The 25985-nt window shown below is 73.8% G+C and carries 15 protein-coding genes; 9 read left to right on the top strand and 6 right to left on the bottom strand.

Translation table 11 applies throughout. The features are described 5' to 3' along the window. Positions 1-19: 19 nt before the first annotated feature. The 4 genes from HYQ63_RS05615 to HYQ63_RS05600 form a co-directional block, all read right to left on the bottom strand. The gene (locus HYQ63_RS05615; RefSeq protein ID WP_218929547.1) at positions 20-1033 is read right to left on the bottom strand and encodes an ABC transporter permease; all 1014 of its coding nucleotides are present in this window, start codon (positions 1031-1033) and stop codon (positions 20-22) included. A gap of 61 nt (positions 1034-1094) precedes the next feature. After that, entirely contained in the window at positions 1095-2609 is a 1515-nt protein-coding gene (locus HYQ63_RS05610) for a sugar ABC transporter ATP-binding protein (protein WP_179932804.1), read from the bottom strand. Continuing rightward, entirely contained in the window at positions 2606-3631 is a 1026-nt protein-coding gene (locus tag HYQ63_RS05605; RefSeq protein ID WP_257231643.1) for a sugar ABC transporter substrate-binding protein, read from the bottom strand. Before HYQ63_RS05605 ends, HYQ63_RS05610 begins: the two co-directional genes overlap by 4 nt. Positions 3632-3925: 294 nt before the next feature. Further along, positions 3926-5260 carry an enolase C-terminal domain-like protein gene (locus HYQ63_RS05600; protein ID WP_179932803.1) on the bottom strand — a complete coding sequence of 445 codons (1335 nt, stop codon included), beginning with the start codon at positions 5258-5260 and terminating at the stop codon, positions 3926-3928. A gap of 173 nt (positions 5261-5433) precedes the next feature. Between HYQ63_RS05600 and HYQ63_RS05595 the strand changes: the two genes are divergently transcribed. From HYQ63_RS05595 to aspA, 4 genes are all read left to right on the top strand, one after another. Beyond that, positions 5434-6150 carry a FadR/GntR family transcriptional regulator gene (locus tag HYQ63_RS05595; protein WP_179932802.1) on the top strand — a complete coding sequence of 239 codons (717 nt, stop codon included), beginning with the start codon at positions 5434-5436 and terminating at the stop codon, positions 6148-6150. 29 nt (positions 6151-6179) lie between these two features. Further along, on the top strand, positions 6180-7640 hold the full coding sequence (locus HYQ63_RS05590) for an amino acid permease (RefSeq protein WP_179932801.1): 1461 nt from the start codon (positions 6180-6182) through the stop codon (positions 7638-7640). 86 nt (positions 7641-7726) lie between these two features. After that, positions 7727-8761 carry an asparaginase gene (locus tag HYQ63_RS05585; protein WP_179939779.1) on the top strand — a complete coding sequence of 345 codons (1035 nt, stop codon included), beginning with the start codon at positions 7727-7729 and terminating at the stop codon, positions 8759-8761. A 39-nt stretch (positions 8762-8800) separates the two neighbouring features. Beyond that, positions 8801-10204: an aspartate ammonia-lyase gene (gene aspA, locus HYQ63_RS05580; protein ID WP_063732774.1), complete on the top strand. Its 1404-nt coding sequence runs from the start codon at positions 8801-8803 to the stop codon at positions 10202-10204. Positions 10205-10223: 19 nt separating this feature from the next. Here the strand turns inward: aspA and HYQ63_RS05575 are convergent, their stop codons facing one another. Together HYQ63_RS05575 and HYQ63_RS05570 are read right to left on the bottom strand one after the other, a co-directional pair. Further along, positions 10224-11540 (bottom strand): GAF domain-containing protein, encoded by a 1317-nt coding sequence (locus HYQ63_RS05575; protein WP_179932800.1) that lies wholly within the window; start codon positions 11538-11540, stop codon positions 10224-10226. A gap of 159 nt (positions 11541-11699) precedes the next feature. Further along, on the bottom strand, positions 11700-14159 hold the full coding sequence (locus HYQ63_RS05570) for a SpoIIE family protein phosphatase (RefSeq protein ID WP_179932799.1): 2460 nt from the start codon (positions 14157-14159) through the stop codon (positions 11700-11702). Between the two features lie 332 nt (positions 14160-14491). Between HYQ63_RS05570 and HYQ63_RS05565 the strand changes: the two genes are divergently transcribed. From HYQ63_RS05565 to HYQ63_RS05545, 5 genes are all read left to right on the top strand, one after another. Continuing rightward, positions 14492-16912 (top strand): molybdopterin-dependent oxidoreductase, encoded by a 2421-nt coding sequence (locus HYQ63_RS05565; protein ID WP_257231641.1) that lies wholly within the window; start codon positions 14492-14494, stop codon positions 16910-16912. A gap of 125 nt (positions 16913-17037) precedes the next feature. Beyond that, positions 17038-18021, top strand: a complete 984-nt coding sequence (locus HYQ63_RS05560; protein WP_179932797.1) for a trypsin-like peptidase domain-containing protein — start codon at positions 17038-17040, stop codon at positions 18019-18021. A 13-nt stretch (positions 18022-18034) separates the two neighbouring features. Then, complete coding sequence (locus HYQ63_RS05555) at positions 18035-19708, top strand: hypothetical protein (RefSeq protein ID WP_179932796.1); 1674 nt, start codon at positions 18035-18037, stop codon at positions 19706-19708. After that, a complete protein-coding gene (locus HYQ63_RS05550) occupies positions 19705-20862 on the top strand; it encodes a MoxR family ATPase (RefSeq protein ID WP_179932795.1) in 1158 nt (385 codons plus the stop codon). Before HYQ63_RS05555 ends, HYQ63_RS05550 begins: the two co-directional genes overlap by 4 nt. Next, a complete protein-coding gene (locus HYQ63_RS05545) occupies positions 20859-25967 on the top strand; it encodes an SAV_2336 N-terminal domain-related protein (RefSeq protein WP_179932794.1) in 5109 nt (1702 codons plus the stop codon). The genes HYQ63_RS05550 and HYQ63_RS05545 overlap by 4 nt, the downstream gene beginning before the upstream one ends. Positions 25968-25985 lie beyond the last annotated feature (18 nt).

Raw genomic sequence — 25985 nt, 5'->3', positions numbered from 1 at the left:
GGAGACATTTCCCTTAATACTATGACTCCTGGGCCTCCCCGGTCGTCAGTCGTGCGACGACCAGGGCGAGCAGGATGATCCCGCCGTAGATCGCCTGGATCCAGAAGGACGACACCTGGGCGAGGGTGAGCAGGTTCTCCAGCATGCCCAGCAACAGGGTGCCCAGCAGCGCGCCCAGCAGGGAGCCCCGGCCGCCGCGGAGACTGATGCCGCCGATCACCGCGGCCGCGAACACCGTGAAGATCAGACCGCTGCCCTGGTTGGCGCCCACCGCGCCGACCCGCCCCGCGATGACCAGACCGGCCAGCCCCGCCAGCGCACCGCCGGCCACCAGCACCGTCCAGCCGACCCGCGCGGTACGGATGCCCGCCGCCCGGGCGGCGGGGGTGCTGCCGCCGATCGCGTACACCGCCCGGCCGTGCCGGTGGTAGCGCAGTACGAACCCGGCCAGCGCGAAGCACAGCGCGGTCACCCACACCGAGATCGGCACCCCCAGCCACTCCCGCGAGCCGAGCACGAAGAACGCGTCCGGCGCGTCGAACAGCGTCTTGCCGGAGACCAGGCCGATCAGTACGCCGCGCAGCACGATGTTCATCGCGAGCGTCACGATGAACCCGTTGAGCCCGAGCCCCACGATCAGCGCCCCGTTGACCGCCCCCAGCCCCGCGCCCGCCAGCGGGATCAGCAGCAGCCCCACCCAGGTTGGCCACTCGGTGCCGAAGCCCGCGGAGGCGGCCGGGATGACGACCAGGAAGCCGAGGGCCGGGGCCAGGCCCGCGATCGACTCCAGGGAGAGGTCCAACCTGCCGCTGATCAGGATCATCGCCTCGGCGAGCACCAGCAGCCCGAGCGCCGAGGACGCCCCCAGGATGTTCACCAGGTTGTCCCGGTCGAGGAAGTCGGGGTTGCCGATCGCGCCGATGACCAGCAGCAGCACCACCGCGGGCAGCAGCGCCAGATCGCGGATCCGGACCGGGACGAGGCGCCGGGCGCGGCCGGTGCGCGGCGCGGCGAGGTCATTCGTGGGGTTCATGGGCGCTGTCATCCATGGGCACGGTCATTGATGGGTGCGGTGCGGTCGTTCATGGGCGCTGTCATTCATGGCCGAGGGTGACCCCTTCGATCGAGGCGACGAGTTCCCGGTCGGTCCAGCCCGCCGGGTGCGTGACGGTGACGAAGCCGCCCACCATCACCAGCACCCGGTCACAGGCCCGCAGATCCCCCAGCTGGTCGGAGACGATCAGCACCGCGCGCCCCTCGGCCCGGGCCCGCAGCGCGGTCTCCAGCAGATCGCGCTGGGACCGCACGTCCACCCCCGCCGTCGGATCGATCAGCACCAGCACCCGGGGATCCGTGGCCAGCGCCCGGGCCATGACGACCTTCTGCTGGTTGCCGCCGGACAGCGCGGTCACCGGCTGGGCCGGGCCCCGGGTGGTGATGCCGAGCCGCTCGATGGCGCGGCGGGCCACCGCGTCCCGGGCGGACGGCCGGATCAGCCCCCGGGGCCCGAGCCGGTCGCCGATGGGCAGCGTGATGTTGTCGGCCACCGACAGCTGCGGGATCAGCCCCTGCACCCGCCGGTCGCGCGGCACACAGCCGACCCCGGCGGCGAGCGCCGCCGTGACGCTGCCCAGCCGCAGCGGACGGCCGAAGACCTCGATCCGGCCGCCGGTCGGCCGGTACAGCCCGGCCAGCGCCTCGCCCAGCTGATGGCTGCCGGACCCGGCGAGCCCGGCCAGCCCCACCACCTCACCGGCCCGGACGGTGAGGCCCACGTCGTGGAAGGCCGCGCTGCTCAGCCGCTCGACCCGGACCGCCACCGGGCCCCGGGGCCGCGGCCGGGGCGGTGCGCCGGGCCGGGCGGGGGCGGCCGGTTCGCCGGTCATCTTCTCGATCAGGGCCCGGGTGGGCAGCTCGCCGACGGGCGCGGTGACGATCCTGCGGGCGTCCCGGAAGACGGTGACGGCCTGGCAGATCTCGTACACCTCGCGCAGATGGTGCGAGATGTGCAGAAACGTGACCCCGGCCTCCTGGAGCCGCCGCATGTGCGCGAACAGCCGCGCCGTCGCCCGGCTGTCGAGCTGCGCCGTGGGCTCGTCCAGGATGACGAAGCGGGTGCCCTCGGAGAGCGCCCGCGCGATCTCCACCATCTTGGCGTCCTCGACGCTCAGATCCCCGGCCCGCGCGCCCTCGTGCACGGGGACGCCCCAGGCGTCCAGCAGCGCCCGGGCCCGGCGGCGGGTCTGCCGCCAGCTGATCACCGAGGTGCGGGGGAGGACCGGCTGATGGCCCAGGAACAGGTTCTCCGCCACCGTCAGCTCGTTGATGATCGTGGACTGCTGGTAGACGCAGGCCACCCGGCGGCGCCAGGCCGCCCGGTCCGCTGCGGCGGGGGCGGCCGCGCCCTCGAACCACACCGTGCCCGCATCCGGCCGCTCCAGCCCGGTGAGGACGGCCACCAGCGTCGACTTGCCCGCGCCGTTGCGCCCGACCAGGGCGTGCGTCTCGCCCGTCCGCACGGTGATCCCCGCCTCGCGCAGGGCCACCGTCGGCCCGTACCGCTTGGTGATCCCGCGCGCCTCGCACAGCGGTGGCCGACCGGTGGTCATCCGCGATTGCCCCACAGCGCGGGGTCGTTCACATTGGCCGGGGTCACCAGCGGGGCCGGAAGCTGATCCTCCAGGATGCCCCTGCGCACCTCGACGATTCGGCTGCCGTGATCGGTCCGTCCCTTCCGGAACGGCCTCCCGGCCATGGCCTGCTTGATGTAGACCATGGCGTACCGGGCGTACAGATCCGCGGGCTGGGAGACGGTCGCGTCGATCCACCCCTTCCGGATCGCGTCCAGCTCCTGCGGGATCCCGTCGTTGGAGACGATCGCGATATGGCCGCGACGGCCTCTCGGATGCAGCGCCCGATGGCGCTGGAGCGTGCGCAGCGTGGGCGCCAGATACACGCCCCCGGCCTGGAGATAGATGCCCTTGATGTCCGGATTGGCGCTGTACAGCGCCTCCAGCCCGGCCGCCGCCTTGTCCGCCTGCCACCCGGCGGCGATGTCGAGGACCCTGATGTGCGGGTAGCGGCGCCGCATGCACTGGTCGAACGCGGCGGTGCGGTCGCGCCCGTTGACCGACGCCAGATCGCCCTCGATCTGCACCACCTTGCCGCTCCGCACGGCCCGCCCGAGGCTCCGGCACGCCTTCTCGCCGTACGCCCGGTTGTCGGCCCGGACCACGATCGCCACCTTGCCCCGGTCGGGCGCCACGTCGACCGCCACCACCGGGACGCGCCGCCGCTGCGCGGCCCGCAGCCCGGTGACGATGGCGGCGGAGTCGATGGGGGAGACGACCAGCCCGTCGATGTTCTGGGCGAGCAGATTGCGGATGTCGCTGACCTGGCGGCTCGCGTCGTTGTTGGAGTTCACCGTCGGCAGCACCCGTACGCCCACCCTGGCCGCCTGCCGCGGGATGGCGCGCTCGTACGCCTCCCAGAACGGTGAGGTCAGGAACGGCACCACCACCCCGACCCGCCGCCCGTCCCCGCCCCCGTCGGAGCACCCCGCGGCGGCCGGGCCGCAGACCAGCACGAGGACCGCGGCGGCGGTGGCGAGGCGGTGGCGCGTCGTGCGCATCGTGCTCCCGGCTCCGGTCGTGGAACGGCTGTGGCGACCATAAGCCCGTGCGCCGCCCCGTCTCCCCGGGGCACGCCGCGGGGTCCCCGGCAGGGGGCACACCGATACCACCCACCGGCAGCGTGGCGGCGAGGGCCCGGGGGCTTTCCCCTACCACGCGCTGGAAATAACCAGCCCGTCCGGCGATTGAGGACACGCCCGGAGGGCGTCCGGGGGGCCAGGGGTCGGAGCCCCCTGGTTCGGGAAGGGGCGGGTAGGGGACGAACCACCGCGCACCCGGAGCCGCACCGCGCCCTAAACCCACGCCGCCCCGTCCGGGTACGCATACGCCCGCAGCGCCTCCGGCCGCAGCGCCGAGCTGAAGCCGGGCGCGGTCGGAACCCGGTAGCGCCCACCGGTGACGATCGCCGGGTCGAGGAAGTGCTCATGCAAATGGTCGCTGTATTCGATGGCCCGGTCCCGCCGGGTGCCCGAGACCGCGACGTAGTCGAACATGGCCAGGTGCCGGACCAGTTCGCACAGTCCGACGCCGCCCGCGTGCGGCCACACCGGAACCCCGAACTCGGCGGCCAGCAGGAGGATCGCGAGGTTCTCGTTGACCCCGCCGACCCGGCAGGCGTCCAGCTGAAGCACATCGAGCGCACCCGCTTGCAGCAGCTGCTTGAAGACGACCCGGTTGGCCGTGTGCTCGCCCGCCGCGACCTTCACGGGTGCGACGGCGCGACGGATCGCGGCCAGCCCGATGATCTCGTCAGGGCTGGTGGGTTCCTCGATCCAGTACGGGTCGAACGGGGCCAGCGCCCGGGTGCGCTCGACCGCCTCGCCGATCTCCCAGCGCTGGTTGGCGTCGAGCGCCAGCCGGATGTCCGGGCCGATGGCCTCGCGGGCGATCCGGCAGCGCCGGAGGTCGTCGTCCGGGGAGGCGCCGACCTTGAGCTTGATCTGGGTGAAGCCGTCGGCGACGGCCGCCCGCGCGGTCCGGGCGAGCCGGTCGTCGTCGTAGCCGAGCCAGCCGCAGGAGGTGAGGTACGCCGGATAGCCCTCGGCCCGCAGCCGGGCCTCGCGCCCGGCCTTGCCGGGTGCGGCGCGGCGCAGGATCCGCAGGGCGCCGTCGGGGGTCAGTGCGTCGGAGAGGTAGCGGAAGTCGGTGAGCGCGACCAGCTCCTCCGGGGTCATGTCGGACAGCAGCTTCCACAGCGGTTTGCCCGCGCGCTTGGCGGTGAGGTCCCACAGGGCGTTCATCACCGCCGCGACGGCCATGTGGGTGACGCCCTTCTCGGGGCCCAGCCAGCGCAGCTGCCCGTCGTCGACGAGCCCCCGGTAGACGTCGGCCAGACCGGCGGGCAGGGCGGGCAGCTCGGCGCCGACCAGCCGCGGGCGCAGCGCGTCGATCGCCGCGACCTCGACCTCGTTGCCGCGGCCGATGGTGAAGCAGAAGCCGTGCCCCTCCAGGCCGTCCCCGGCGTCGGTGCGGACGATGACGTACGCGGCCGAGTAGTCCGGGTCGGGGTGGCTGGCGTCCGAGCCGTGGAGCCAGCGTGAGGTGGGGAAGCGGATGTCGTGGGTGTCGAGTGCCGTGATCCGCGTCCTCGTCGCCGTGCGTGCTGCGGTCCGCCGTATCGTCGCCATCGCGCGTCACACGTCCCTTCACCCCCTCAGTCGCAGTCTCCGGCCTGGGCGACCAAAAGTCCATATACGGATAAAGCGGGCACAGGCTGGCCGGAACCCTTCGTTATGCGGCCGGATCATTCGCCGCATCAGAACCCTTGACAACGCTTTGGCGTACGGCCCAGGATCCTCGAGTGAACTTGTCAGACAGCCAGACAGGCGCAGAATCGTTCCCTCGTCGGGTGAGTGCCATGGAGGCGGTCCTCAGCCACCTCCGGGAGGCCATCGAGCGCGGCGACTACGCGGTAGGGGACAAACTCCCCTCCGAGGCCGAGCTGTGCCGTCGCCTGGAGGTGAGCCGCCCGGTGCTCCGCGAGGCCCTGCGGGCCTTGCAGACCATGGGGCTCACCGCCTCGCGCACCGGCAAGGGCACCTTCGTCATCTCCAGCGGTCCGGTGGAAGATCCCACCTTCGGCGACTACGCCGCGAGTGACCTGCTGGAGGTGCGGCGGCACATCGAGATCCCCGTCGCGGGGTACGCGGCCGTGCGCCGCTCCGCCGAGGATCTCGACCACCTGTCCCATCTGCTGGACCGGATGGAGCGGGAGACCGACACCACCGCCTGGGTGGCGATGGACACCACGTTCCATCTCGCCGTCGCCCAGGCGGCGCAGAACCCGGTCTTCCGCCGGGTCATCGAGGAGATTCGCGACGCCCTGGCACGGCAGTCGGCATTTCTCAACGAACTCGGCGGCCGCCGGGAGCAGTCCAACCGAGAACACCGGGCGATCGTCGAGGCGCTCGCCGACGGGTCCGAACCCGACGCGGTGGCGGCGATGACCCACCACCTCGAACGGGTCGAGACCACCCTGACCTCCATCGTGCGCCCCGTTTCGGCGGACGGCGTGTGATACGTACCAACGGAAGGCGGACAGCAGGCGTGAGCGAGCAGTCCCTCCGGCAGGAAGAACGCCACGACCACGGGCCCGACCAGCCCCAGCACATAGACGCCGGCGACGCCGGTTACAGCAAGTCCCTCAAGGCCCGGCACGTCAACATGATCGCCATCGGCGGTGCCATCGGCACCGGGCTGTTTCTCGGCGCCGGGGGGCGCCTGAAGGACGCCGGGCCCTCACTGGCCCTGGCGTACGCGGTCTGTGGCGTCTTCGCCTTCCTGGTGGTGCGGGCCCTCGGCGAGCTGGTGCTGCACCGGCCGTCCTCGGGCGCGTTCGTCTCTTACGCCCGGGAGTTCCTCGGCGAGAAGGGTGCCTACGTCGCCGGGTGGATGTACTTCCTGAACTGGTCCACCACCGGCATCGCCGACATCACCGCCGTCGCGACCTACACCCACTACTGGGGCATGTTCACCGAGATCCCGCAGTGGGTGATCGCGCTGATCGCGCTCGCCGTCGTGCTGGCGGTGAACCTGATCTCGGTGAAGATCTTCGGTGAGCTGGAGTTCTGGTTCGCCATCATCAAGGTCAGCGCGCTCGTCGTCTTCATGGCGATCGGCATCTTCCTGCTGGTCAGCCGCCACCCCGTGGACGGCCACGGCACCGGCCCCAGCCTGATCACCGAGCACGGCGGCCTGTTCCCGCACGGTGCGCTGCCCATGCTGCTGGTCATCCAGGGCGTCGTCTTCGCCTACGCCTCCGTCGAACTCGTCGGCGTCACCGCGGGCGAGACGCAGGAGCCCGAGAAGATCATGCCCAAGGCGATCAACTCCATCATGTGGCGCGTCGCCGTCTTCTACGTCGGCTCCGTGGTGCTGCTCTCCCTGCTGATGCCCTCCGGCGCCTACTCCGCCGACCAGAGCCCCTTCGTCACCGTGCTCTCCAAGCTCGGCGTGCCCGCGGCGGGCGATGTGATGAACCTCGTCGTGCTGACCGCCGCGATGTCCAGCCTCAACTCCGGCCTCTACTCCACCGGCCGGATCCTGCGCTCGATGGCCATGGCGGGCTCCGCGCCCAAGTTCACCGGCGCGATGAGCCGCACCCAGGTGCCCTACGGCGGCATCCTCCTCACCTCGGCCGTCTGTGTGCTGGGCGTCGGCCTCAACTACGTCGTGCCCAGCGAGGCGTTCGAGATCGTGCTCAACTTCGCGGCGCTCGGCATCCTCTCCACCTGGGCGATCATCATGATCTGCCATCTGCTCTTCTGGCGCCGCGCCCAGGCCGGCCAGGTCACCCGGCCCGGCTACCGGCTCCCCGGCTCGCCGTACACCGAAATCGTCACCCTCGGCTTCCTCTTCTCCGTCATGGTCCTGATGTGGGCCGACGGCGGACCCAGCCGGCTCACCGTCATGGCGCTCCCGGGCATCGCGCTGGCGCTGGTCATCGGCTGGTTCTGTACCAGGGGCCGGGTGAACGCCGTCCGCGAGGACGCGGCGTCCAAGCGGTAGACCGGCCGGGCCAGGACGGCCCCAACCCGACCAGGCGGATGAACCACCCCCTGAACCACCCCGACGACCGGAGCATCACCACCACCATGAACACCACCACCGGGCAGCACACCGACGACGCTCGCCACACCCCGGCCGAGCCCCCCGTCATCCGCGAACCCCGCCACGTGCCGCTCGCCCATGTCGTCCGCGCCGGTGTGATCGAGGGCGTGCACCACGGGTCGGCGGTCGTCCTGGCCGCCGACGGCCGGGTCGCGTTCCAGGCCGGTGACATCGACGCGGCGTTCTACCCGCGGTCCGCGATCAAGCCCGTCCAGGCCGTCGCGCTGCTGCGCGCCGGGCTGCCGCTGGACGGCGCGCTGCTCTCGCTCACCGCCGCCAGCCACTCCGGCCAGGACACCCATCTGGCCGGTGCCCGGCGCATCCTGGAGCAGGCGGGCCTCACCGAGGACGAGCTGCGCAACACCCCCGACCTGCCGTACGGCTCCGCGATGCGCGAAGCGTGGCTGCGCGCCGACCGCAAGCCCACCCGGCTGGCCCAGAACTGCTCCGGCAAGCACGCCGCGATGCTGTACACCGCGAAGCTGCGCGGCTGGTCGCTGGAGGACTACCTCGACCCGGCCCACCCGCTCCAGCAGGTGATCGCCGAGACCGTGGAGGACCTCACCGGCCAGCGCGTCGCCCAGGTCACCGTCGACGGCTGCGGCGCGCCGCTGTTCTCCGTCTCCCCGCTCGGCCTCGCCCGCGCCGCCGCCGCCATCGCCTCGGCCGCCCCGGACACCCCCGAGGGCCGGGTCGCGGACGCCATGCGCACGCACCCCGAGATGGCGTCCGGCGACGACCGGGACGTCGCCCGGCTGATGCGCAAGGTCCCCGGGCTGCTCGCCAAGGACGGCTTCGAGGGCGTGCAGATGGCCGGGCTGTCGGATGGCCAGGCCGTCGTCGTCAAGATCGCCGACGGTGCCGACCGCGCCCGGATGCCGGTGACCGCGGCCGCCCTCGCCCACTGCGGCATAGCCGCCGACATCCTCGGCGAGTTCGCCACCGCCCCGGTCGTCGGCGGCGACACCACGGTCGGCCGGCTGCACGCCACCGACGTCCTCGCCCCGCCCGCCGCCTGATCCGCCCACCCCACCCTGACCCAAGGACCATGCACCGCCATGACCGCTGACTCCGGCTACCGCCGCGAACACGACCTGCTCGGCGACCGCGACGTCCCCGCCGACGCGTACTGGGGCATCCACACCCTGCGGGCCTCCGAGAACTTCCCCATCACCGGCACCTCCATCTCCGCCTACCCGCACCTCATCAACGCCCTGGCGGCCGTCAAGGAGGCGGCGGCCCGCGCCAACGAGGACCTGGGCCTGCTCTCCTCGCTCAAGGCCGACGCCATCGCCGCCGCCTGCCAGGAGATACGCCGCGGCGAACTGCACGACCAGTTCACCGTGGACGTGATCCAGGGCGGCGCCGGGACCTCGACGAACATGAACGCCAACGAGGTCATCGCCAACCGGGCGCTGGAGATCCTGGGCCACGAAAAGGGCGAGTACGGCATCCTCCACCCCAACGAGGACGTCAACCTCAGCCAGTCAACCAACGACGTCTACCCGACCGCCGTCAACGTCTCCACGATCATCGCCGTCCGCGAACTGCACTCGGCCATGGAGACGCTGCGCCTGGCCTTCGCCGCCAAGGCCGAGGAGTTCCGCGAGATCCTGAAGATGGGGCGCACCCAGCTCCAGGACGCCGTGCCGATGACGCTGGGTCAGGAGTTCTCCTCGTACGCCGTGATGCTGGAGGAAGACCAGAGCCGGCTGCTGGAGGCCTCGGGCCTCGTGCACGAGATCAACCTCGGCGCGACCGCGATCGGCACCGGCCTCAACGCCCCGAAGGGCTACGCGGAGGCCGCCCGCGGCCACTTGGAGGACATCACCGGGCTGCCGCTGATCACCGCCGCCAACCTGGTCGAGGCCACCCAGGACTGCGGGGCGTTCGTCCATCTGTCCGGTGTCCTGAAGCGCATCGCGGTCAAGCTGTCCAAGAGCTGCAACGACCTGCGGCTGCTCTCCTCGGGCCCGCGTGCCGGGCTGAATGAGATCAACTTGCCGCCGGTGCAGGCGGGTTCGAGCATCATGCCCGGCAAGGTCAACCCGGTGATCCCCGAGGTCGTCAACCAGGTGGCCTTCGAGGTGATCGGCAACGACGTGGCCATCACGATGGCCGCCGAGGCCGGACAGCTCCAGCTGAACGCCTTCGAGCCGATCATCCTGCACTCCCTCTCGGAGAGCGTCACCCACCTGCGGGCCGCCTGCCTGGTGCTGGCCGACCGCTGCGTCGCGGGCATCACCGCCAACGCCGACGAGCTGCGCGCCACGGTCGAGAACTCCATCGGCCTGGTCACCGCCCTCAACCCGTACATCGGCTACGGCGCGGCCACCAGCATCGCCAAGGAGGCGCTCGCCACCGGCCGCGGCGTCGCCGAACTCGTCCTGGAGAAGGGCCTGCTGCCCGCCGAACGCCTCGCCCAGGTGCTCAGCCCGGAGGAGGTCGCGGGCACGCGCTGACCTCTGGAAGAGCCGACCTCTAGAAGAGGGGTTCCGTTCGCAGGCGGGTGACGGCGGGGGCCGCGCTGAACGGCAGGAGATCCTGTCGGCGGTCCGGACTCCGCACCTCGACGCGGATCCGGTCCGCGAACCGGTAGGGGCGGTGCGCGAGCACCGCCCCGAGCCGTCCGCGCAGCCGGGACATCGCCGCCCGCACGGTGACCGTCCGCGTCGGGTCGCCGAACAGGTCGTGGGCGAGCTGCGCCGCGGTGCGCCCCTCGGGGTGCGCGGCGAGCACCAGCAGCAGTTCGGCGTGGCGGGCGCTGAGCCCGTGCGTCCAGGCGCCGGAGGGGCCCGAGAAGGTCAGCGACCAGTGGTGCGGGTGGCGTACGTCCAGCACCAGGTGCCCCGGCCCGGCGGGTGCCGCCGGGTCGCCGTCCTCGCCGTCGAGCACCCGCAGCAGATGGCCGCCGGGCAGCGGTTCCACCGCGCAGGTGCCGAGCGACGGCAGCCAGACCGGCCCGTACGGCGCCTCCCGCGCCGCCTTCGGCAGCGGCAGCCGGTGGTCCTGCGGACTGATGCCGGTGACGGCGGCGACCCAGCCGTGCCGGTCCACCACGGCGGCCTTGCCCGGGATGCGCGCGAGGACGGGGGCGGCGAGGGCGCGCAGCGCGTCCAGTTCGCGGCTGTGGGCCAGTCGCAGTTCGCCCTCGGCCCACCGGGCGGTGGCCGTGACCAGGGAGAGCACGGTGGGGTGGGCGGTGGGTGCGGGGCCGCTGATGTCGATGACGCCGAGCAGCTGCCCGTCCCGCGGGTCGTGTACCGGCGCGGCGGCGCAGCTCCAGGTGTGGAAGGCGCGGACGAAGTGTTCCGCTGAGTGCACCCGCACCGGCGCCCGGACGGCCAGCGCGGTGCCGATCCCGCTGGTCCCGGCCGTCTCCTCGGCCCAGTACGCGCCCTCGGTGAGGGCGATCCCCTCCGCGTGCCGACGGATGCCGCGGTGGCCGTCGATCCAGAGGACCCGACCGTCGGCATCCGCGATGATCATGATGTGTCCGGCCGCTTCCGCCGCCTCCAGCAGCCCGCTGTGCAGGGTGGGCAGCACGTCCGCCAGCCGGGTCGCCTGCCGTCGCCGCTCCAGTTCGTCGAGGCTGAGCAGCCCCCGGTCGTGGCCGCGGTCCGGGTCCAGGCCGAGCCGCAGCATCCGGTCCCAGGACTGGCCGATCACCGGGCGCGCGGGCAGCGGGAGCCTGCCGCGGCTCAGCGCGGCGTCCCGCATGACCGCCATCAGCCGGGCCGACTCGGCGGGGCTCAGCGCCGCCAGGGAGTCGGCAGGGCGCGTGGCTTCAGTTCGCATGGATTGCGGCCTTTCGTTCCGCCGCGGGGCCCGCCACGGCGGCGGGCAGCGGCGTCCGCCTGACGCCGAGTGCCATGGTGCAGCCTCAAGTCCGCAACGAACAGGGCTTCTTGCCGCCGATTGTAGTGAAGGCGGCCGGTCCTTACGGACCCTAGGGGGTCAGCCGTCGGCGGCGGACAGGGCCTGCTCCGCCCAGATCGTCTTGCCGGTACCGGTCTGCCGGGTGCCCCAGCTCTGCGTCAGCTGGGCCACCAGCAGCAGTCCGCGGCCGCCCTCGTCGAAGGTGCGGGCCCGGCGCAGATGCGGGGCGGTGCCGCTGCCGTCGGACACCTCGCAGATCAGGGTGCGGTCGTGGATCAGCCGCAGCTGGATGGGCGCCTTCGCGTGCCGGATGGCGTTGGTGATCAGCTCGCTGACCACCAGCTCGGTGGTGAACACGGCCTCGCCCAGACCCCACGCCTCCAGCTGCGCCGAGGCGTCCCGGCGGGCCTGCGCCACCACGGAGGGGTCGGCGGGCAGGTCCCAGGTGGCCACGTGGCCCGCGTCCAGGGCCCGGGTGCGGGCGAGCAGCAGCGCCACGTCGTCCTCCGGGCGGCTGGGCAGCATCTTGCTGATCACGACGTCACAGGCGGCCTCCAGCGACTCCGCGGGCTGGGCCAGCGCGGAGCGCAGCGTGTCCAGCGCGCGGTCGACGTCCTGGTCGCGGGACTCGATCAGCCCGTCGGTGTACAGCGCGAGCAGACTGCCCTCCGCCAGCTCCACCTCGACCGTCTCGAACGGCAGGCTGCCCAGCCCCAGGGGCGGGCCGCCGGGCAGGTCGAGCAGGTCGACCGAGCCGTCGGGGGACACCACCGCGGGCGGCGGATGCCCCGCCCGGGCGATCGAACAGCGCCGCGAGACCGGGTCGTAGACCGCGTACAGACAGGTCGCGCCGATGTCCCCGCTGGTGGCCCCCGCACCCATCGGGCCCTGGGCGCTCTCCGCCTCCGCCGAGAGGTGGTTGACCATGTCGTCGAGGTGGGTCAGCAGCTCATCGGGGGCCAGGTCGACATCGGCGAGGGTACGGACCGCCGTGCGCAGCCGTCCCATGGTCGCCGACGCCTGCACCCCGTGGCCGACCACGTCGCCCACCACCAGCGCGACCCGCGCACCGGACAGCGGGATCACATCGAACCAGTCGCCGCCCACCCCGGCCTGCGGGCCCGCGGGCAGATAGCGGGAGGCGACCTCGACGGCCGCGCTGTGCGGCAGGGTCCGCGGCAGCAGGCTGCGCTGGAGGGCCAGCGCGGTGTTCCGCTCCCGGGTGTAGCGGCGGGCGTTGTCGATGCAGACCGCAGCCCGGGCCGTCATCTCCTCGGCGAGCAGGAGGTCGTCCTCCTCGAACGGCTCGGGGCGCTGGTGCCGGGAGAACGTCGCCACCCCCAGGGTGGTGCCGCGGGCGCGCAGCGGGATGGCCATCGTGGAGTGGAAGCCGAACCGATGGATCGACGCGGCCCGGTCCGGGGCCTCGGCCGCCCATCGGGCCACCGCCGGGTCCGTCACCCGGTTCAGCAGCCCCCGCTCCGCCTTCAGGCACTCGGCGGCGGGGGAGAAGTCGGGGTACGCGGCCACCTTCCCCACCTCCACCACGGCCTCCGGGGTGCCCGCGAAGACCGACCGGGCGGCGACCCGCCGCAGCATGACATGGCCGCTGAGGGGGCCCGGGCGGGGTTCGCTGCCGCCGTGCACCGAGGGCAGCAGGTCGAGGGTGACGAAGTCGGCCAGCTCCGGGACCGCCACATCGGCCAGCTCCTGCGCGGTCCGGTCGATGTCCAGGGTGGAGCCGATCCGGACGCTCGCCTCGTTGAGCAGCAGCAGCCGCTGCCGGGTGGTGTGCTGCGGGGTCCGGTCGTGCGCGGACAGCATCACGGCCGCCACCCGGCCGTCGCCGTCCCGCAGCGGGGCCAGCGAGGTCGACCAGGCGACCGGACGGTCGCGCCCGGGCATCCGCAGGAACAGCTCGATGTGCTGCTCCTCACCGGTCTCCAGCACCCGGAGCATCCGCTCCTCGGTCTCCTCCGCCTCGGGCCCGGGGGTGATCTCCGGCACCCGCAGCCCGCGGATCTCCTCCTGGGTGAGGCCCAGCACCCGCTCCATGTCCTGGTTGGCCCACCGCAGCCGCAGATCGGTGTCGTACACCGCCATCGTGCACGGCCCCTGGGCGAAGCAGTGCTTCAGCAACTCCTCGTCCGCCAGTGGCCGTTCCGGCCGGGGCAGCGGGGAGACGACCAGCCATTCGGTGGCATCGCCGGACGCGGCGACGCGGTGTGCCAGCAGCCCGGCCGTCACCCGGGAGCCGTCGCGGTGCAGCAGCGCCACACGGCCCCGGAACCGGTCGGGCGGATTCAGGGTGCGCAGGGTTTCGGCCACCGACCGCGGATTCGCGTGGTCGGCGAGCAGACCGGCCGCCGATCTGCCCACGATCTCCTCGGGCCGGTATCCGAGCAGCCCTTCGGCCCCCTCGTTCCACTGGGTGACGACGCCGTGCCCGTCGACAGTGGCCCTGGCCGTGGACGCCTCGCCGATGAGGTCCTCCGACCGGACGGGCTGCTCGTGCGGCGGCGTGTCCGGTCCCGTCATGTGGTCATCTCACCCTTGCCCTCGGACTTCCGCCATGGGCAGATGACGGCCTCCACCGCCGCGGCCCTGGCGGGGAGTGAACCCATTTGGTCGCGCGTTCAAGTATGCCATCGGTGGCCGAATATCGGCATACGCGGAACGGGATCGACGATAACGCTCAGCAGCCGGGCTGACATCCCTTCCGCACGGACAGCCTTCCGATGGGCCGACCGGCTGATGCCCGGCGGTCAGGACGGACCCGGACCGGCCGAGGGGGAGTGAGCGGGGCGAAGAGAGGAACTGGAGGTAGTGGAGAGACCGACGAAAGGCGAGATCACCGCATGAGCAGGGCAGTGAGTAACGGAGCCGACGACACGGCCCACGATGGCGATGGGGCGGTCCACGACGGCGACGGCACGGCCGACGACGGCGACCGCACGGCCCACGAAGGCGGCGACGGGGCGGGGCCGCACCCGGACGCCACCTCCCACGGCCACCCCCACAGCTCGCACTGGGGCGCCTTCGACGCCGCCGTCCGCCCCGACGGCGGCCTCGACGTCACCCCCGACCCCCGCGACCCCCACCCCGCAGCCCTGCTGCGCAACGTGCCCGCCGCGCTCGGCCCCCGCGACCGGGTCCTCACCCCCCACGTCCGCCGCGGCTGGCTGGAACACGGCCCAGGGCCCGACCCGGCCCGCGGCACCGACGACCACGTGCCCGTCCCGTGGGACCAGGTGATCCCGCTGCTGGCCCGCGAACTGGACCGGGTCCGCACCACCCACGGCAACCGGGCGATCTTCGGCGGATCCTACGGCTGGGGCAGCGCGGGCCGCTTCCACCACGCGCAGAGCCAGATCCACCGGTTCCTCAACTGCCTCGGCGGCTACACCCGCTCCGTCAACACCTACAGCCTCGGCGCCGCCCGCACCCTGCTGCGCCACGTGGTCGGCGACGACGCCCCCATCAGCAACCCCACCCCGCTGTCCGTGCTGGCCGAGCACACTGGCCTCTTCCTCTGCTTCGGCGGCATGCCCGCCAAGAACACACAGGTCAACGCAGGCGGCATCAGCCGCCACCGCACCGCGGGACTCCTGCGCGCCGCCCGCGACCGCGGCGCCCGCTTCATCCTGGTCAGCCCCCTGCGCGACGACCTCGCCGACGAACTGGACGCCGAATGGCTGGCCCCCGTCCCCGGCACCGACACCGCGCTGATGCTCGCCCTGTGCCACGTCCTCATCGAGGAGGGCCGGTACGACGCCGACTTCTGCCACCGCCACTGCGAGGGCTTCGACACCTTCGCCCGCCACGTCCTCGGCCGGGACGGCTCCGCCGCCAAGACCCCCCGGTGGGCCGAGCCGATCTGCGGCATCCCGGCCACCCGCATCGCCGCCCTGGCCCGCGAGCTGACCGAACACCGCACCATGATCTCCCTCAGCTGGTCCCTCCAACGCGCCCACCGCGGCGAGCAGCCCCTGTGGACGGGTATCGCTCTGGCCTGCCTGCTCGGCCAGATCGGACTGCCCGGCGGGGGCTTCGGCCACGGCTACGGCGCCACCGGCGGCACCGGAGCCGGAACGCTGCCGTACAAGCTGCCCACCCTGGACCAGGGCACCAACCCCATCCCCGACTTCATCCCCGTCGCCCGCATCGCCGACCTGCTCCTCCACCCCGGCGAAGAATTCGACTACGACGGCGGACGCCACACCTACCCCGACATCCGCCTCGTCCACTGGGCCGGCGGCAACCCCTTCCACCACCACCAGGACCTCGGCCGGCTGCGCCGCGCCTTCGCCCGCCCCGACACCGTCGTCGTCCACGAACCCCACTGGACCGCCACCGCCCGCCACGCCGACATCGTGCTGCCCGCCACCACCACCCTGGAGCGCGACGACATCGGCGGCGCCAAACAGGACACCGCGCTCATCGCCATGCACCGCGTCACCGACCCGGTCGGCGAAGCCCGCGACGACTACCGCATCCTCAGCGACCTGGCCACCGAACTCGGCATCGGGCACGCCTTCACCGAAGGCCGCGACGCAGGCGGCTGGCTGGAACACCTCTACGAGACCTGGCGCGGCGGCCTGCCCCCGGAATACGCGCCCGAGGAGGACTTCAAGACCTTCTGGCGCGCGGGCCGCATCCCGCTGCGGGCCCAGCGCGAACAGCGCATCCTGTACGCCGGTTTCCGCGCCGACCCCGGCGCCGCGCCACTGCCCACGCCCAGCGGCCGCATCGAGCTGTACTCGGCCACCATCGCCTCCTACGGCTACGACGACTGCCCCGGCCACCCGGCCTGGCTGCCGCCGGAGCCACATGCCGATGATGACGCCGACGACCCGGGCGCGTACCCCCTGCACCTGGTCGCCAACAACCCGCCCACCCGGCTGCACAGCCAGCTCGACCAGGGGGAACTCAGCGCCTCCTCCAAGGTCCGCGGCCGTGAACCGGCCCGGATGCACCCCGATGACGCCGCGGCGCGCGGCGTACGCGACGGCGACGTGGTGCGCATCCGCTCCACCGTGGGCAGCTGCCTGGCCGGTGCCGTGCTCAGCGACGCGGTACGGCCCGGCGTGGTCCAACTCGCCACCGGCGCCTGGTTCGACCCCTCCGCCCCCGAGGTGGCCACCTGCATCCACGGCAACCCCAACGCGGTGACCCGCGACACCGGCACCTCCCGGCTCGCCCAGGGCTGCACCGGCCAGCTCGCGCGGGTCGAGGTGGAACGCTACGACGGACCGCTGCCCGCCGTCCGTGCCCACGACCTGTCACATTGAGGACAGGGACGAAGCGCCCCCTGGGGAGCGGAGCGGGCCTTGATGCCATCTTGTGGACAAACGGAATATCGGTGCCGATGCGGCGCTAAGCTGTCCGCTCATCGGGCGGAGCACGGGAGGTCGCGTTGTCACAAGGGGGGCCCGACCGGGCCACGTTGATCGCCCGGCTGGCGAAGCTGTACCCGGAGGTCAGATCCGTCCGGCGGCTCATGGAGACGGCCGGAATCCCGAGCGACATGGTGGACTTCGGCGGCGGCGCGCGGGACGTGTGGCACGCCGCGCTGCGCGAGGCGGACAACCGGGGCAAGCGGGTGGCCCTGCTCACCACCGCCGTCGGCGAGTTCTCGGACGACGAGGAGCTGCGCCGGGCCCTGTCCCAGGCGCTCACCGACCCGGCCGCGACGCCCCCGGCCGCCCCGGGCGGCACGGGCGGCGCGGTGTCCGTCGCGGGCGCCGAGAAGCTGATGGGCGCCCAGAGCACCCTGCTGCCGCTGGCGTTCCTGGAGAGCGGGCTGCGGGCGGCGCGCGCCGTCGGGCTGTTACGGGACGACGTGGAGGCCCTGGGCACCGGCTTCCTGGTGGCGGGCGACATCGTCGTCACCGCCGGCCATGTCCTCCCCGACGCGGCGGCCGCCGCCGGAGCCCACCTCGTCCTCGGCTACCAGGAGGGACCGGGCGGCGAGATCGTCGGCGGCACGTCGCACGCGCTCGCCCCGGACCTCGGCTTCGCCACCTCCGAGCGCCACGACCTCACCGTCGTCCGCGCCCGGGAGCCGCTGACCGAGGAGTGGGGCGCGCTCACCCTCGCCCCGCCCCGGGCGCCGCAGCTGCAACGGGTCAACATCGTCCAGCACCCCGGCGGCGCCCCCAAGAAGATCGCGCTGTACCACAACGTGGTCACCCACGCCGACGAGCACCGGGTGCTCTACCTCACCGACACCCTCCCCGGCTCCTCCGGCTCCCCGGCCTTCGACGACCGGTGGCGGGTCGCCGCCGTGCACCGCGCGGGCGGACACCTCCCGGCCCCCGACGGCACCGGGCACGTGTACAGCAACGAGGGCGTCCCGGTGCGATGGCTGGCCGAGCTGCTCGCCACCCTCACCACCTGAGGGCACGGTGAGCGTGGCACTTCCCATCGGGCCGGAACGAGAGGTCCTGGCCGAGCGGGCGCGCGTCCAGTGGTGCCCCGACTTCGCGACGGAGCTGGCCCGCCGCCTGGAGACCGCCGACCGCGCCCAGCTCCTGCTCGCCCGCGCCGGGATCGAGGTCGACTGGCCCGCGGACCGCGGCGGCCCGCTGGGGGCGCTGCTGTACCGCGCGTTCCAGCACCGGGTGCACCGGCCCGACGTCATGCGGCGCCTGTTCGACGCCCTGGAGCGGGAGTACGACGCGCCGCCCTGGGTGACCGAGCTGCGGCACGGCTACGACGCCCTCCCCGGCAGCGACCCGGCCCCGCTCCCTACGGTCGCCGCCGGGCTGCTCGACGCCGACGAGCGCCGGGACCTCGACGCGCTGCTGGCCGACCCCCGCTGCCCCACCGACCCCAACCAGCTGTGCGAGGTGCTGTGGGCCGCGGCCTCGTCCCTGGGGCTGCTGGTGGCCAAGGACGGTCTGCTCGCCGCCGAACAGGCCGGGAGCGTGACCGCCCTCGTCGACGACCTGGACGCGCGGAACAGCCCCGACACCCGGGTGCCGCCGCTGCTCGTCTTCCTGGAACACCTCGCCGCCCGCGCGGAGGACCCCGTGGGCGACGAACTACGGGTCTGGATCGACACCGTGGCCCACCGCCGCACCGGCCGGATGCCCGCCGCGCGGCTCACCGCCGAACGCGACGCCGCCACCTCCGCGGCCGGGGCCCCGGCGCCCCCGTACACCAGCTGCCTGGTCCGGGCCGAGCGCTGCGACCCCGGCGGCGACCGCTACCGGCTCGCCGCCTGGCTCTACCGCGGGGGCCGCTGTCTGGGCGTCAAGCTCCAGGACGACACCCCGCACCCGGTGGAGGCGATACCCGCCGCGGCCGAGGTGCTGATCGCCCGGCTCCAGCCCTTCGTCCAGCACCTCGGCCCCGAGTCCCTGCTGTTCGAGTTCCTGCTGCCATGGGAGGCGCTCGGCTGGCCGGTCGACGAGTGGAACCTGCGGGGCGGCGGCGAAATGCCCGCACCCCGCCCCATCGGCCGCTGCGGGCCGGTCGTCGTCCGCTCCCTGGACCGGCTGCGGGACGGCTGGTCCACCGCCCAGTGGCTGGCCCGCTGGGAGCGGCTGGGCGAGCCGCCCGCCGGTGACGGCCCGCCGCCCGGACCGCACTGGCTGCACGGCGACGGCACCCCGGCCGAGGAGACCGAACCGGACGGCCCTGCCGACGGACCTCCAGAGCCGGAGCACGAACCCCTGGTCGCGGACGCCTCCGCCCTCCCGGCGCTCGCCGGGCGGCTGGCCTCCCGCAAGGACATCAGCTGCCTGTTCCTCACCTACCCCTACCCGTGCCTCCCCGCCGTCCCGGACGCCCTCCAGTGCGCCATCCAGGAGGGCGTGCCCGCCGCCGTGTGGTGGCGGCCCGGCCCGAACGGCGCCGCCCCGCCCGGACGGCCCCGGCGGGTGGCCGACCTCGTCGCCCTGGACGGGGGCCTGGCCGGGCTGCCCGGCACCGTACTGGCGCTGCGCCAACAGGCGGCGCAGCGCCCGGAGGAAGCCCACGACGGAACCGGCATCGCGGTCCTGTGGGACAACCCCGGCTGGCACCCCGAACGACTCAGACGACTCGGCGGCCCGCGGGCCCACCAAGGAGGCATGCGATGAACGCGGACGACCGGCAGCCGCCCGTCACCGACCACGAACGGCCCCGGCCGCCCGCCTGGTGGATCTACTACGGGGACGGCGTCCGCCGCACCGACTGGACCCTGCCCGACCCCCCGCCCTGGCGCCGCTTCAACGGCACCCGCCCCGCAACCGGCGACGACGAGGGACCGGCGGCCGAGCCCTGCTGCGACGGCCACACCGCGGAGGGGCCCGGCCGCACCGGCGTCGCCACCACCTACCGCGCCGAGCCCGAAGAGGCCCGGATGGTCAACGCCGCCATCCATCTGCGCCGCCCGCTCCTGGTCACCGGCAAACCCGGCACCGGAAAGTCCACCCTCGCCCATGGCATCGCCCATGAACTGGGCCTCGGCCGCGTCCTCCACTGGTCCGTCACCAGCCGCACCACCCTCGCCGACGGGCTGTACGCGTACGACGCCATCGGCCGCCTCCAGGACGAGGGACGCACCGAGGCCACCGCCGCCACCCGGCCGCCGAAGGGCGCGGCCCCCGCCGACGGCGAGAAGGCCCCGCTCGACATCGGCCTCGGAAACCCGCTCGACATCGGAAAAGCCCCGCTCGACATCGGAAAGTACGTGCGGCTCGGCCCCCTCGGCACCGCGCTGCTCCCCTCCGACCGCCCCCGTGTCCTGCTCATCGACGAACTCGACAAGGGCGACGTCGACCTCCCCAACGACCTGCTCTCGGTACTGGAGGACGGGCAGTTCACCATCCCCGAACTCCAGCGGTACCCCGTCTGCGACGTCCATGTGATGACCGACGACGGACTGCGCCGCGAGCCGGTCCGGCACGGGCAGGTGCGCTGCGCCGAGTTCCCCCTCGTGGTCCTCACCAGCAACGGCGAGCGCGAGTTCCCGCCCGCGTTCGTCCGCCGCTGCGTCCGGCTGGACATCCGGCCGCCGTCCCGGCAGAAGCTGGAGCGCATCGTCGAGGCCCACCTCGGCGCGGACGTGCTGCGCGCCTCCGGGCCACGGCTGGAGAGCTTCGCGAAGGACCTGACGGAGGGCCGCAAACTCCTCGCCACCGACCAGCTGCTCAACACCCTCCGGCTGGAACACACCGCCGAGCACGCCGACGACCCCGAATGGCCCACGGTCCTGCGGGAACTCCTGCGGCCGCTGAACGACATGGCATGACCGACATCACCGAGGCGCTCGCCCTGGCGAGGCGATGCAGCGGCGACGAGGACCTGACGGTGCGCGAGGTCGCCGAACTCCTCTGGCTGGCCGGGCAGATCACCCCCGCCCGGCCGCCCGCCGCCGCGCCCCCGGACCCGCCACCCGGCGACCGGCCCGCACCGCCGCCCGGACCACCGGCCCCGCCACCGCCCGTCGAGCAGCCGCCCGGCGGGCCCACCGCCGCACCGGAGCCGCTCCAGCCGCCACCGGCCCCGCCCACCCCGCTCCACAGCCCCGACGCCACCCCTGCGGACGGCGCCGGGGACGGCGGGAGCACCCCCGGCGGGCCGGGTACGTCCGCCACGAAGGCCAAGGCCCTGCCGGTGCGGCGGCCGCCCGCGCTGCCCCGGCGGCTGGAACTGGCCCGCGCGCTGCGCCCGCTCAAGCGGCGGGTCCGCGCCCCCGGGCGGCGCATCCTGGACGAGCCGCTGACCGCCGACCGCTCCGCCCGTGCCCGCCGCCCGGTCCCCGCCCTGCGCCACGCCAGCGAACGCTGGCTGGAGCTGGCGCTGGTGGTGGACGACAGCGTGTCGATGTCGGTGTGGCGCCGTACCGTGGACGACTTCCGCGAACTCGTCGAGGGACACGGCGCCTTCCGGGACGTCCGCATGTGGCGGTTCGACGCCGACGACCCCGCCCTCGTCCTCCGTTACGGCACCGCCGGTGAGGACCGCGCCGACCAGGCCGCGGAGGGCCGTAACCCCGCCGAGCTGCACGACCCCTCCGGCCGACGGCTGATCCTCGTCCTCACCGACGGGGTCGGCGCGCTGTGGGGCACGCCCGCCATGACCGCGACCGTACGGGAATGGGCGCGCCGGTCACCGCTGGCCTTCGTGCAGATGCTGCCGCCCGACTTGTGGCACCGCACCTGGCTGCCCCCGGTGCGCGCCGCCCTGCGCGCCACCGGCCCCGCCCGGCTGACCGTACGCCCCGTCGGCCCTGTCGGCCCGGCCGTCTCCGCCGTCCCCGCCGAATGTGCCGCCGACCTGGCGCCGCTGGTCACCCTCGACCCCGAGTGGCTGCGCCCCTGGGCCCAGGCGCTGTCCGGCAGCCGCACCACCTGGCGGCCCGGCTCGGCCGTCGACCTCGGCCGGGAGCCCTGGCACGGCCGCCCCGAGGCCGCCGCCGACGCCGCGGGCCGCCTCCCGGACCACACGGCGGCCCCGGAACTGGTCGAGGAGTTCCGCACCTGGGCCACGCCGGGCGCGCTGAACCTGGCGTTCCTGCTGTCCGCCGCCCCGCTCACCCTGCCGCTGATGCGCTGGCTCCAGCAGCACCTGCTGCCCGCCACCGGCCCCGCCCACCTCGCCGAGGTGTTCCTCTCCGACCTGCTGGTGCGCACCACGGACCGCCGCCGCGGGGAGGACCCGGACCAAGTGGTGTACGCGTTCCGCGACGGCGTACGCGACGAACTGGCCGCCGGGCTCACCCGCACCCGCGCCTACCAGGTGCTCACCACCCTCATCCGGGCCCCCGAGGCGCTCGCCGCGCCCTTCGGCGGCTCCCTCGACTTCCGGGTGCTGGCCGCCGACCCCACGGGCCCGCTCGCACTGACCGGCGGCCGCGCGTTCGCCACCGTGGCCGCGTCGGTGCTGGGAGGTCTGGGCGGCGAACTCGCCCCGTACGCCAGGGCGATCCACGCGGCGCTGCGCGGCCGCCACCCGGCCCGGGGCGGGGGAGCGGCCGACGGAACCGTGTGCGTGGAGTGCGCCCGGGTGGGCGGCCGCGACGTGGTCGTGACGACGTCCGGCAGCGAGCTGTGGGTCTGGGACGTGGCCACCGGCCACGGCAGGCTCGCCACCCACCGGGGCTCCTCGGGCGTCACCGCCCTCGCCTGCGCCACCACGGCCTCCGGCCGGAGCCTCGCCGTGACGCTGTCCATCGACGGCACGCTCGCCGCCACCGACCTCGGCGCCGCCGTGGCCGAGGCGCCCGACCTGCGGGTGGACGTCTGGCGGCGCGATGTCCGGCCGGGCGGCACCGCGCACCCGCCCGTCCTGGCCTGCCACGACATCATGGGCCAGCGGGTCGTGGCGGTCCTCGGCCCGGACGGGATCAACCTGCTGGACCTCGACAGCGGCGCCACCTTCCTGCCCACCGTCCCGGTGACCGAGCGCGTGAGCGCGCTGGCGCTGCTGACCGACGGCGGCCGGTCCCATCTGTTCACCGGCGACGCCGAAGGCGTCGTCCGCGGCCGGGTCCTGGAGTCCGCCGAAGTGGCCGTCGGCGGCGCGGCCCCCGCCGGGGTGCCCCGGCGGGCGGGGCGGCTCTTCCTGCTCAGCTTCGGCTTCGGCGCCGCCGCCGACCCCTCGCTGGAACCCGCCTGCCGCCAACTCGCCCAGGCATTCGAGGAGTTCCGCTGCCGGGCCCGGGTCGTCATGGACGTCTCGGCACGGGAGTTCCGGCGTACGGTCGAGGAGACCGCGGCCGGACTCGGCGACGCGGACGCCCTGATCGTCCATGTGGCGGGCCAGTCGGCGGACAGCGAAACACTGTTCAGGACGCTGCCCGCCGAAGCGTCGCAGGGGCGGCGCCTGATGATCGTGGACGACTGCCCGGCCGTGCGGAGCGCCATCGTCCCGGTCTTCGGCTTCGAGGCCGTCCTCATGTCCGGGCCGCCCGAGCGGGCCCCCGCCTGGGACCTCACCCTCGCGCTCGCCGACGCGCTGCGCCACTTCGCGGCCGGGGCGGGACGGCACGCGCGCTACGAGCAGTTCATCTCCTTCGGGGACGTGCTGGCCCTCGCCCATGAATTGACCGAAGGCCGCACCTCGAACAGCGTCGTGCTGTCGCTGCGGGACAACGACGACTTCCTGCCCAACCCCCACTACGCCCCGCCCCTGTCCCCCCTCCTCGACCAGGACCCGGCGGAACCACCCGAGACACCGGCCTTCCGGCAACTGGCGCAGTGGATCGACCACCCGTCCGCGGGCGGGCTGGCCCTGGTCACCGGGGAGCCCTGGAGCGGCAAGACGACCCTCCTGGCCGCGCTGGCCACGCGGATGCGGCGCCGCCCCGGCCGCCCCACACCGCTGGCCGTCTCCGCCCGCGGTCGCGACGAGACGGAGCTGGCGCGGGTCCTCGGGCAAGAGATCACCGTGCCCGGAGACCCGGTGCCGGGCACGTCCGACGAACTGATCGCACGGCTCCGGCGCCTCACGACCCCGCCCGTCATCGTGATCGACGCCCTGGACGAGGCGCGGTACCCCGAGACCGTCGTGGCCGGACTGCTGCGCCCGCTCCTCGAATCCGGGAGCTGCCGACTGGTGGTCGCCACCCGCCCGGGCCGTCCCATGGACGGACTGCTGCACAGCGTCCCCCAGTACACCCGCCTGCGCCCGCGCGCGTTGTCCACCGCCCCCGCCTATCGCGCCGCCTCCGCCGCCCCCGTGCGCGAGGCGTTCGGCGAGGCCGCCGCCACGGCGCTCGTCGAACGGAGCCCGGTCGCCGAACAGGTCCTCATCGCCCGCGCCTACACCGGCTTCATCGCCTCCCGCGGCGACCCCCTGGAGGACCCGGAGGAGGCGCGCCGGGTGGGTTCCGGTGTGCCCCGCACGAGCGCCGATGTCGTGGCCCTGCTGCTCGCGGACGCCCGTAACCCCTGGACCGTGCCGGTCCTCACCACGCTGGCGGCGGCCGGGGACCAGGCGCTGACGGACATCGAGATCCAGCGGCGCTGCGGACCGCTCTCGCTCTACGAGGTGCGGGAGGCCCTGGCCCCCGTACGCGGGCTGCTCGAATCCGTCACCGACTCCCGGGGCAGGACGCTGTACCGCCTCGCGGCCTCGTCCGTCGCGGCACAGATACGGCAGGCACAGGGCATCGGCCCCGCGTGCGAGCCACCGCCCCGCCGACTGTGGTCGGAGCCGGTGACCCTGGGCGCCTGGCGGGGCACGGTGGTGGCGATGGCCGCCGCGAAGGGGTCCGGCCTCTACTTCATGGGATCGGACGATTCCGTGCTGATGCGCGCCTCCGTGGCCCCGGGCGAAGTGCCCCTGACGGTGCCCGTCGAGGAGTTGCCGACCCAGCCCCTTCCACAGCTGCGGTTCGTCGACTGGCGAGGCGACCGGGCGCTGGTCCGCAGCTCCCGGCAGTACTGCACCGTGTGGCCGCTGAACGGTTCGACACGCCCGGAATTCCGCACCCCCGAAGACCTGGGCCCCATCGAGGCGTTCACCGCCGCCACGAGCGTGGGCGGGCGCCCCCTGGCGGTCGCGGTGAACGAGAAGGGCGCCCCCCGGGCGTGGCATCTGGACGACCTCACCCCCGCCGGTGAGCGGTTCACCGCCGTCCCCCGGGTGCTGGGCGTCCACGGCTTCGGCCACGGCCGGCACAGCGCCCCGGAGCTGTCGCGCCAATGGCTCCTGGCCCTGCGTGACGGCGTGGAGCGGGTCGGCCGCACCGGGCCCCCGGTGCCGTTCGACGTGCGCATCGCCCACTACGGCGGCACCTTGCGCACCACGGCCGAGAAGACCGATAGCGAGAGTGGCGGCAACGGCGGCAACGGCCGCGGACGGCTGCGCCGCCTCGCGGACGCCCTCGCCCGGGCCATCGGCATGCCGAACGCCCTGCTGCCCGGCATGGGGAGGGAGCTGTACACCTACCTGAACGACCCCGCGCAGCGCGCCCGGGCACGGCACATCGTCGCCGAGGCCATCGCCGCACGGCTGCCGGACGTCGTCATCGCCCACTCCCTGGGCGGCCTGGTCGCCTACGAAACGCTCTGGGAACGGCCGGACCTCTCGGTGGACCTGCTGGTGACCCTCGGCGCACCGCTCGGCCTGGACCTGGTCTTCAACCGGCTGGAACCCGCCCCCGTCGACGGCCGGGGCAGGCGCCCCCCGGGCGTACGGCGCTGGGTGAACCTCGCGGGCACCGACGATCCGCTGGCCGTCCCGCGCGATCTGACGGAACGGTTCGAGGGCGTCTCGGTGAACATCCAGTGCGTCGGACTGGGGCTGGACACCGTCCGCACCCAGGGCTACGGCTATCTGCACAGCGTCGAGCTGGCCACCGTCCTGTCCCAGCACCTGGGCAACGGTGCCCGTGGTCGGGACACATAGCCCGGGACACATAGGCCG

This window comes from Streptomyces sp. Rer75 (assembly GCF_013414305.1).
GTDB lineage: Bacteria > Actinomycetota > Actinomycetes > Streptomycetales > Streptomycetaceae > Streptomyces > Streptomyces himastatinicus.
The sequence above is the reverse complement of the archived record's forward strand: the minus strand, read 5'-3'. Positions and strand labels throughout refer to the sequence as shown.

Bases quoted from the DNA above. Each gene is read 5' to 3' on its own strand.
- HYQ63_RS05615 (WP_218929547.1), bottom strand. From the start codon at position 1,033: ATGAACCCCACGAATGACCTCGCCGCGCCGCGCACCGGCCGCGCCCGG.
- HYQ63_RS05610 (WP_179932804.1), bottom strand. From the start codon at position 2,609: ATGACCACCGGTCGGCCACCGCTGTGCGAGGCGCGCGGGATCACCAAG.
- HYQ63_RS05605 (WP_257231643.1), bottom strand. From the start codon at position 3,631: ATGCGCACGACGCGCCACCGCCTCGCCACCGCCGCCGCGGTCCTCGTG.
- HYQ63_RS05600 (WP_179932803.1), bottom strand. From the start codon at position 5,260: ATGGCGACGATACGGCGGACCGCAGCACGCACGGCGACGAGGACGCGG.
- HYQ63_RS05585 (WP_179939779.1), top strand. From the start codon at position 7,727: ATGAACACCACCACCGGGCAGCACACCGACGACGCTCGCCACACCCCG.
- aspA (WP_063732774.1), top strand. From the start codon at position 8,801: ATGACCGCTGACTCCGGCTACCGCCGCGAACACGACCTGCTCGGCGAC.
- HYQ63_RS05575 (WP_179932800.1), bottom strand. From the start codon at position 11,540: ATGCGAACTGAAGCCACGCGCCCTGCCGACTCCCTGGCGGCGCTGAGC.
- HYQ63_RS05570 (WP_179932799.1), bottom strand. From the start codon at position 14,159: ATGACGGGACCGGACACGCCGCCGCACGAGCAGCCCGTCCGGTCGGAG.
- HYQ63_RS05550 (WP_179932795.1), top strand. From the start codon at position 19,705: ATGAACGCGGACGACCGGCAGCCGCCCGTCACCGACCACGAACGGCCC.
- HYQ63_RS05545 (WP_179932794.1), top strand. From the start codon at position 20,859: ATGACCGACATCACCGAGGCGCTCGCCCTGGCGAGGCGATGCAGCGGC.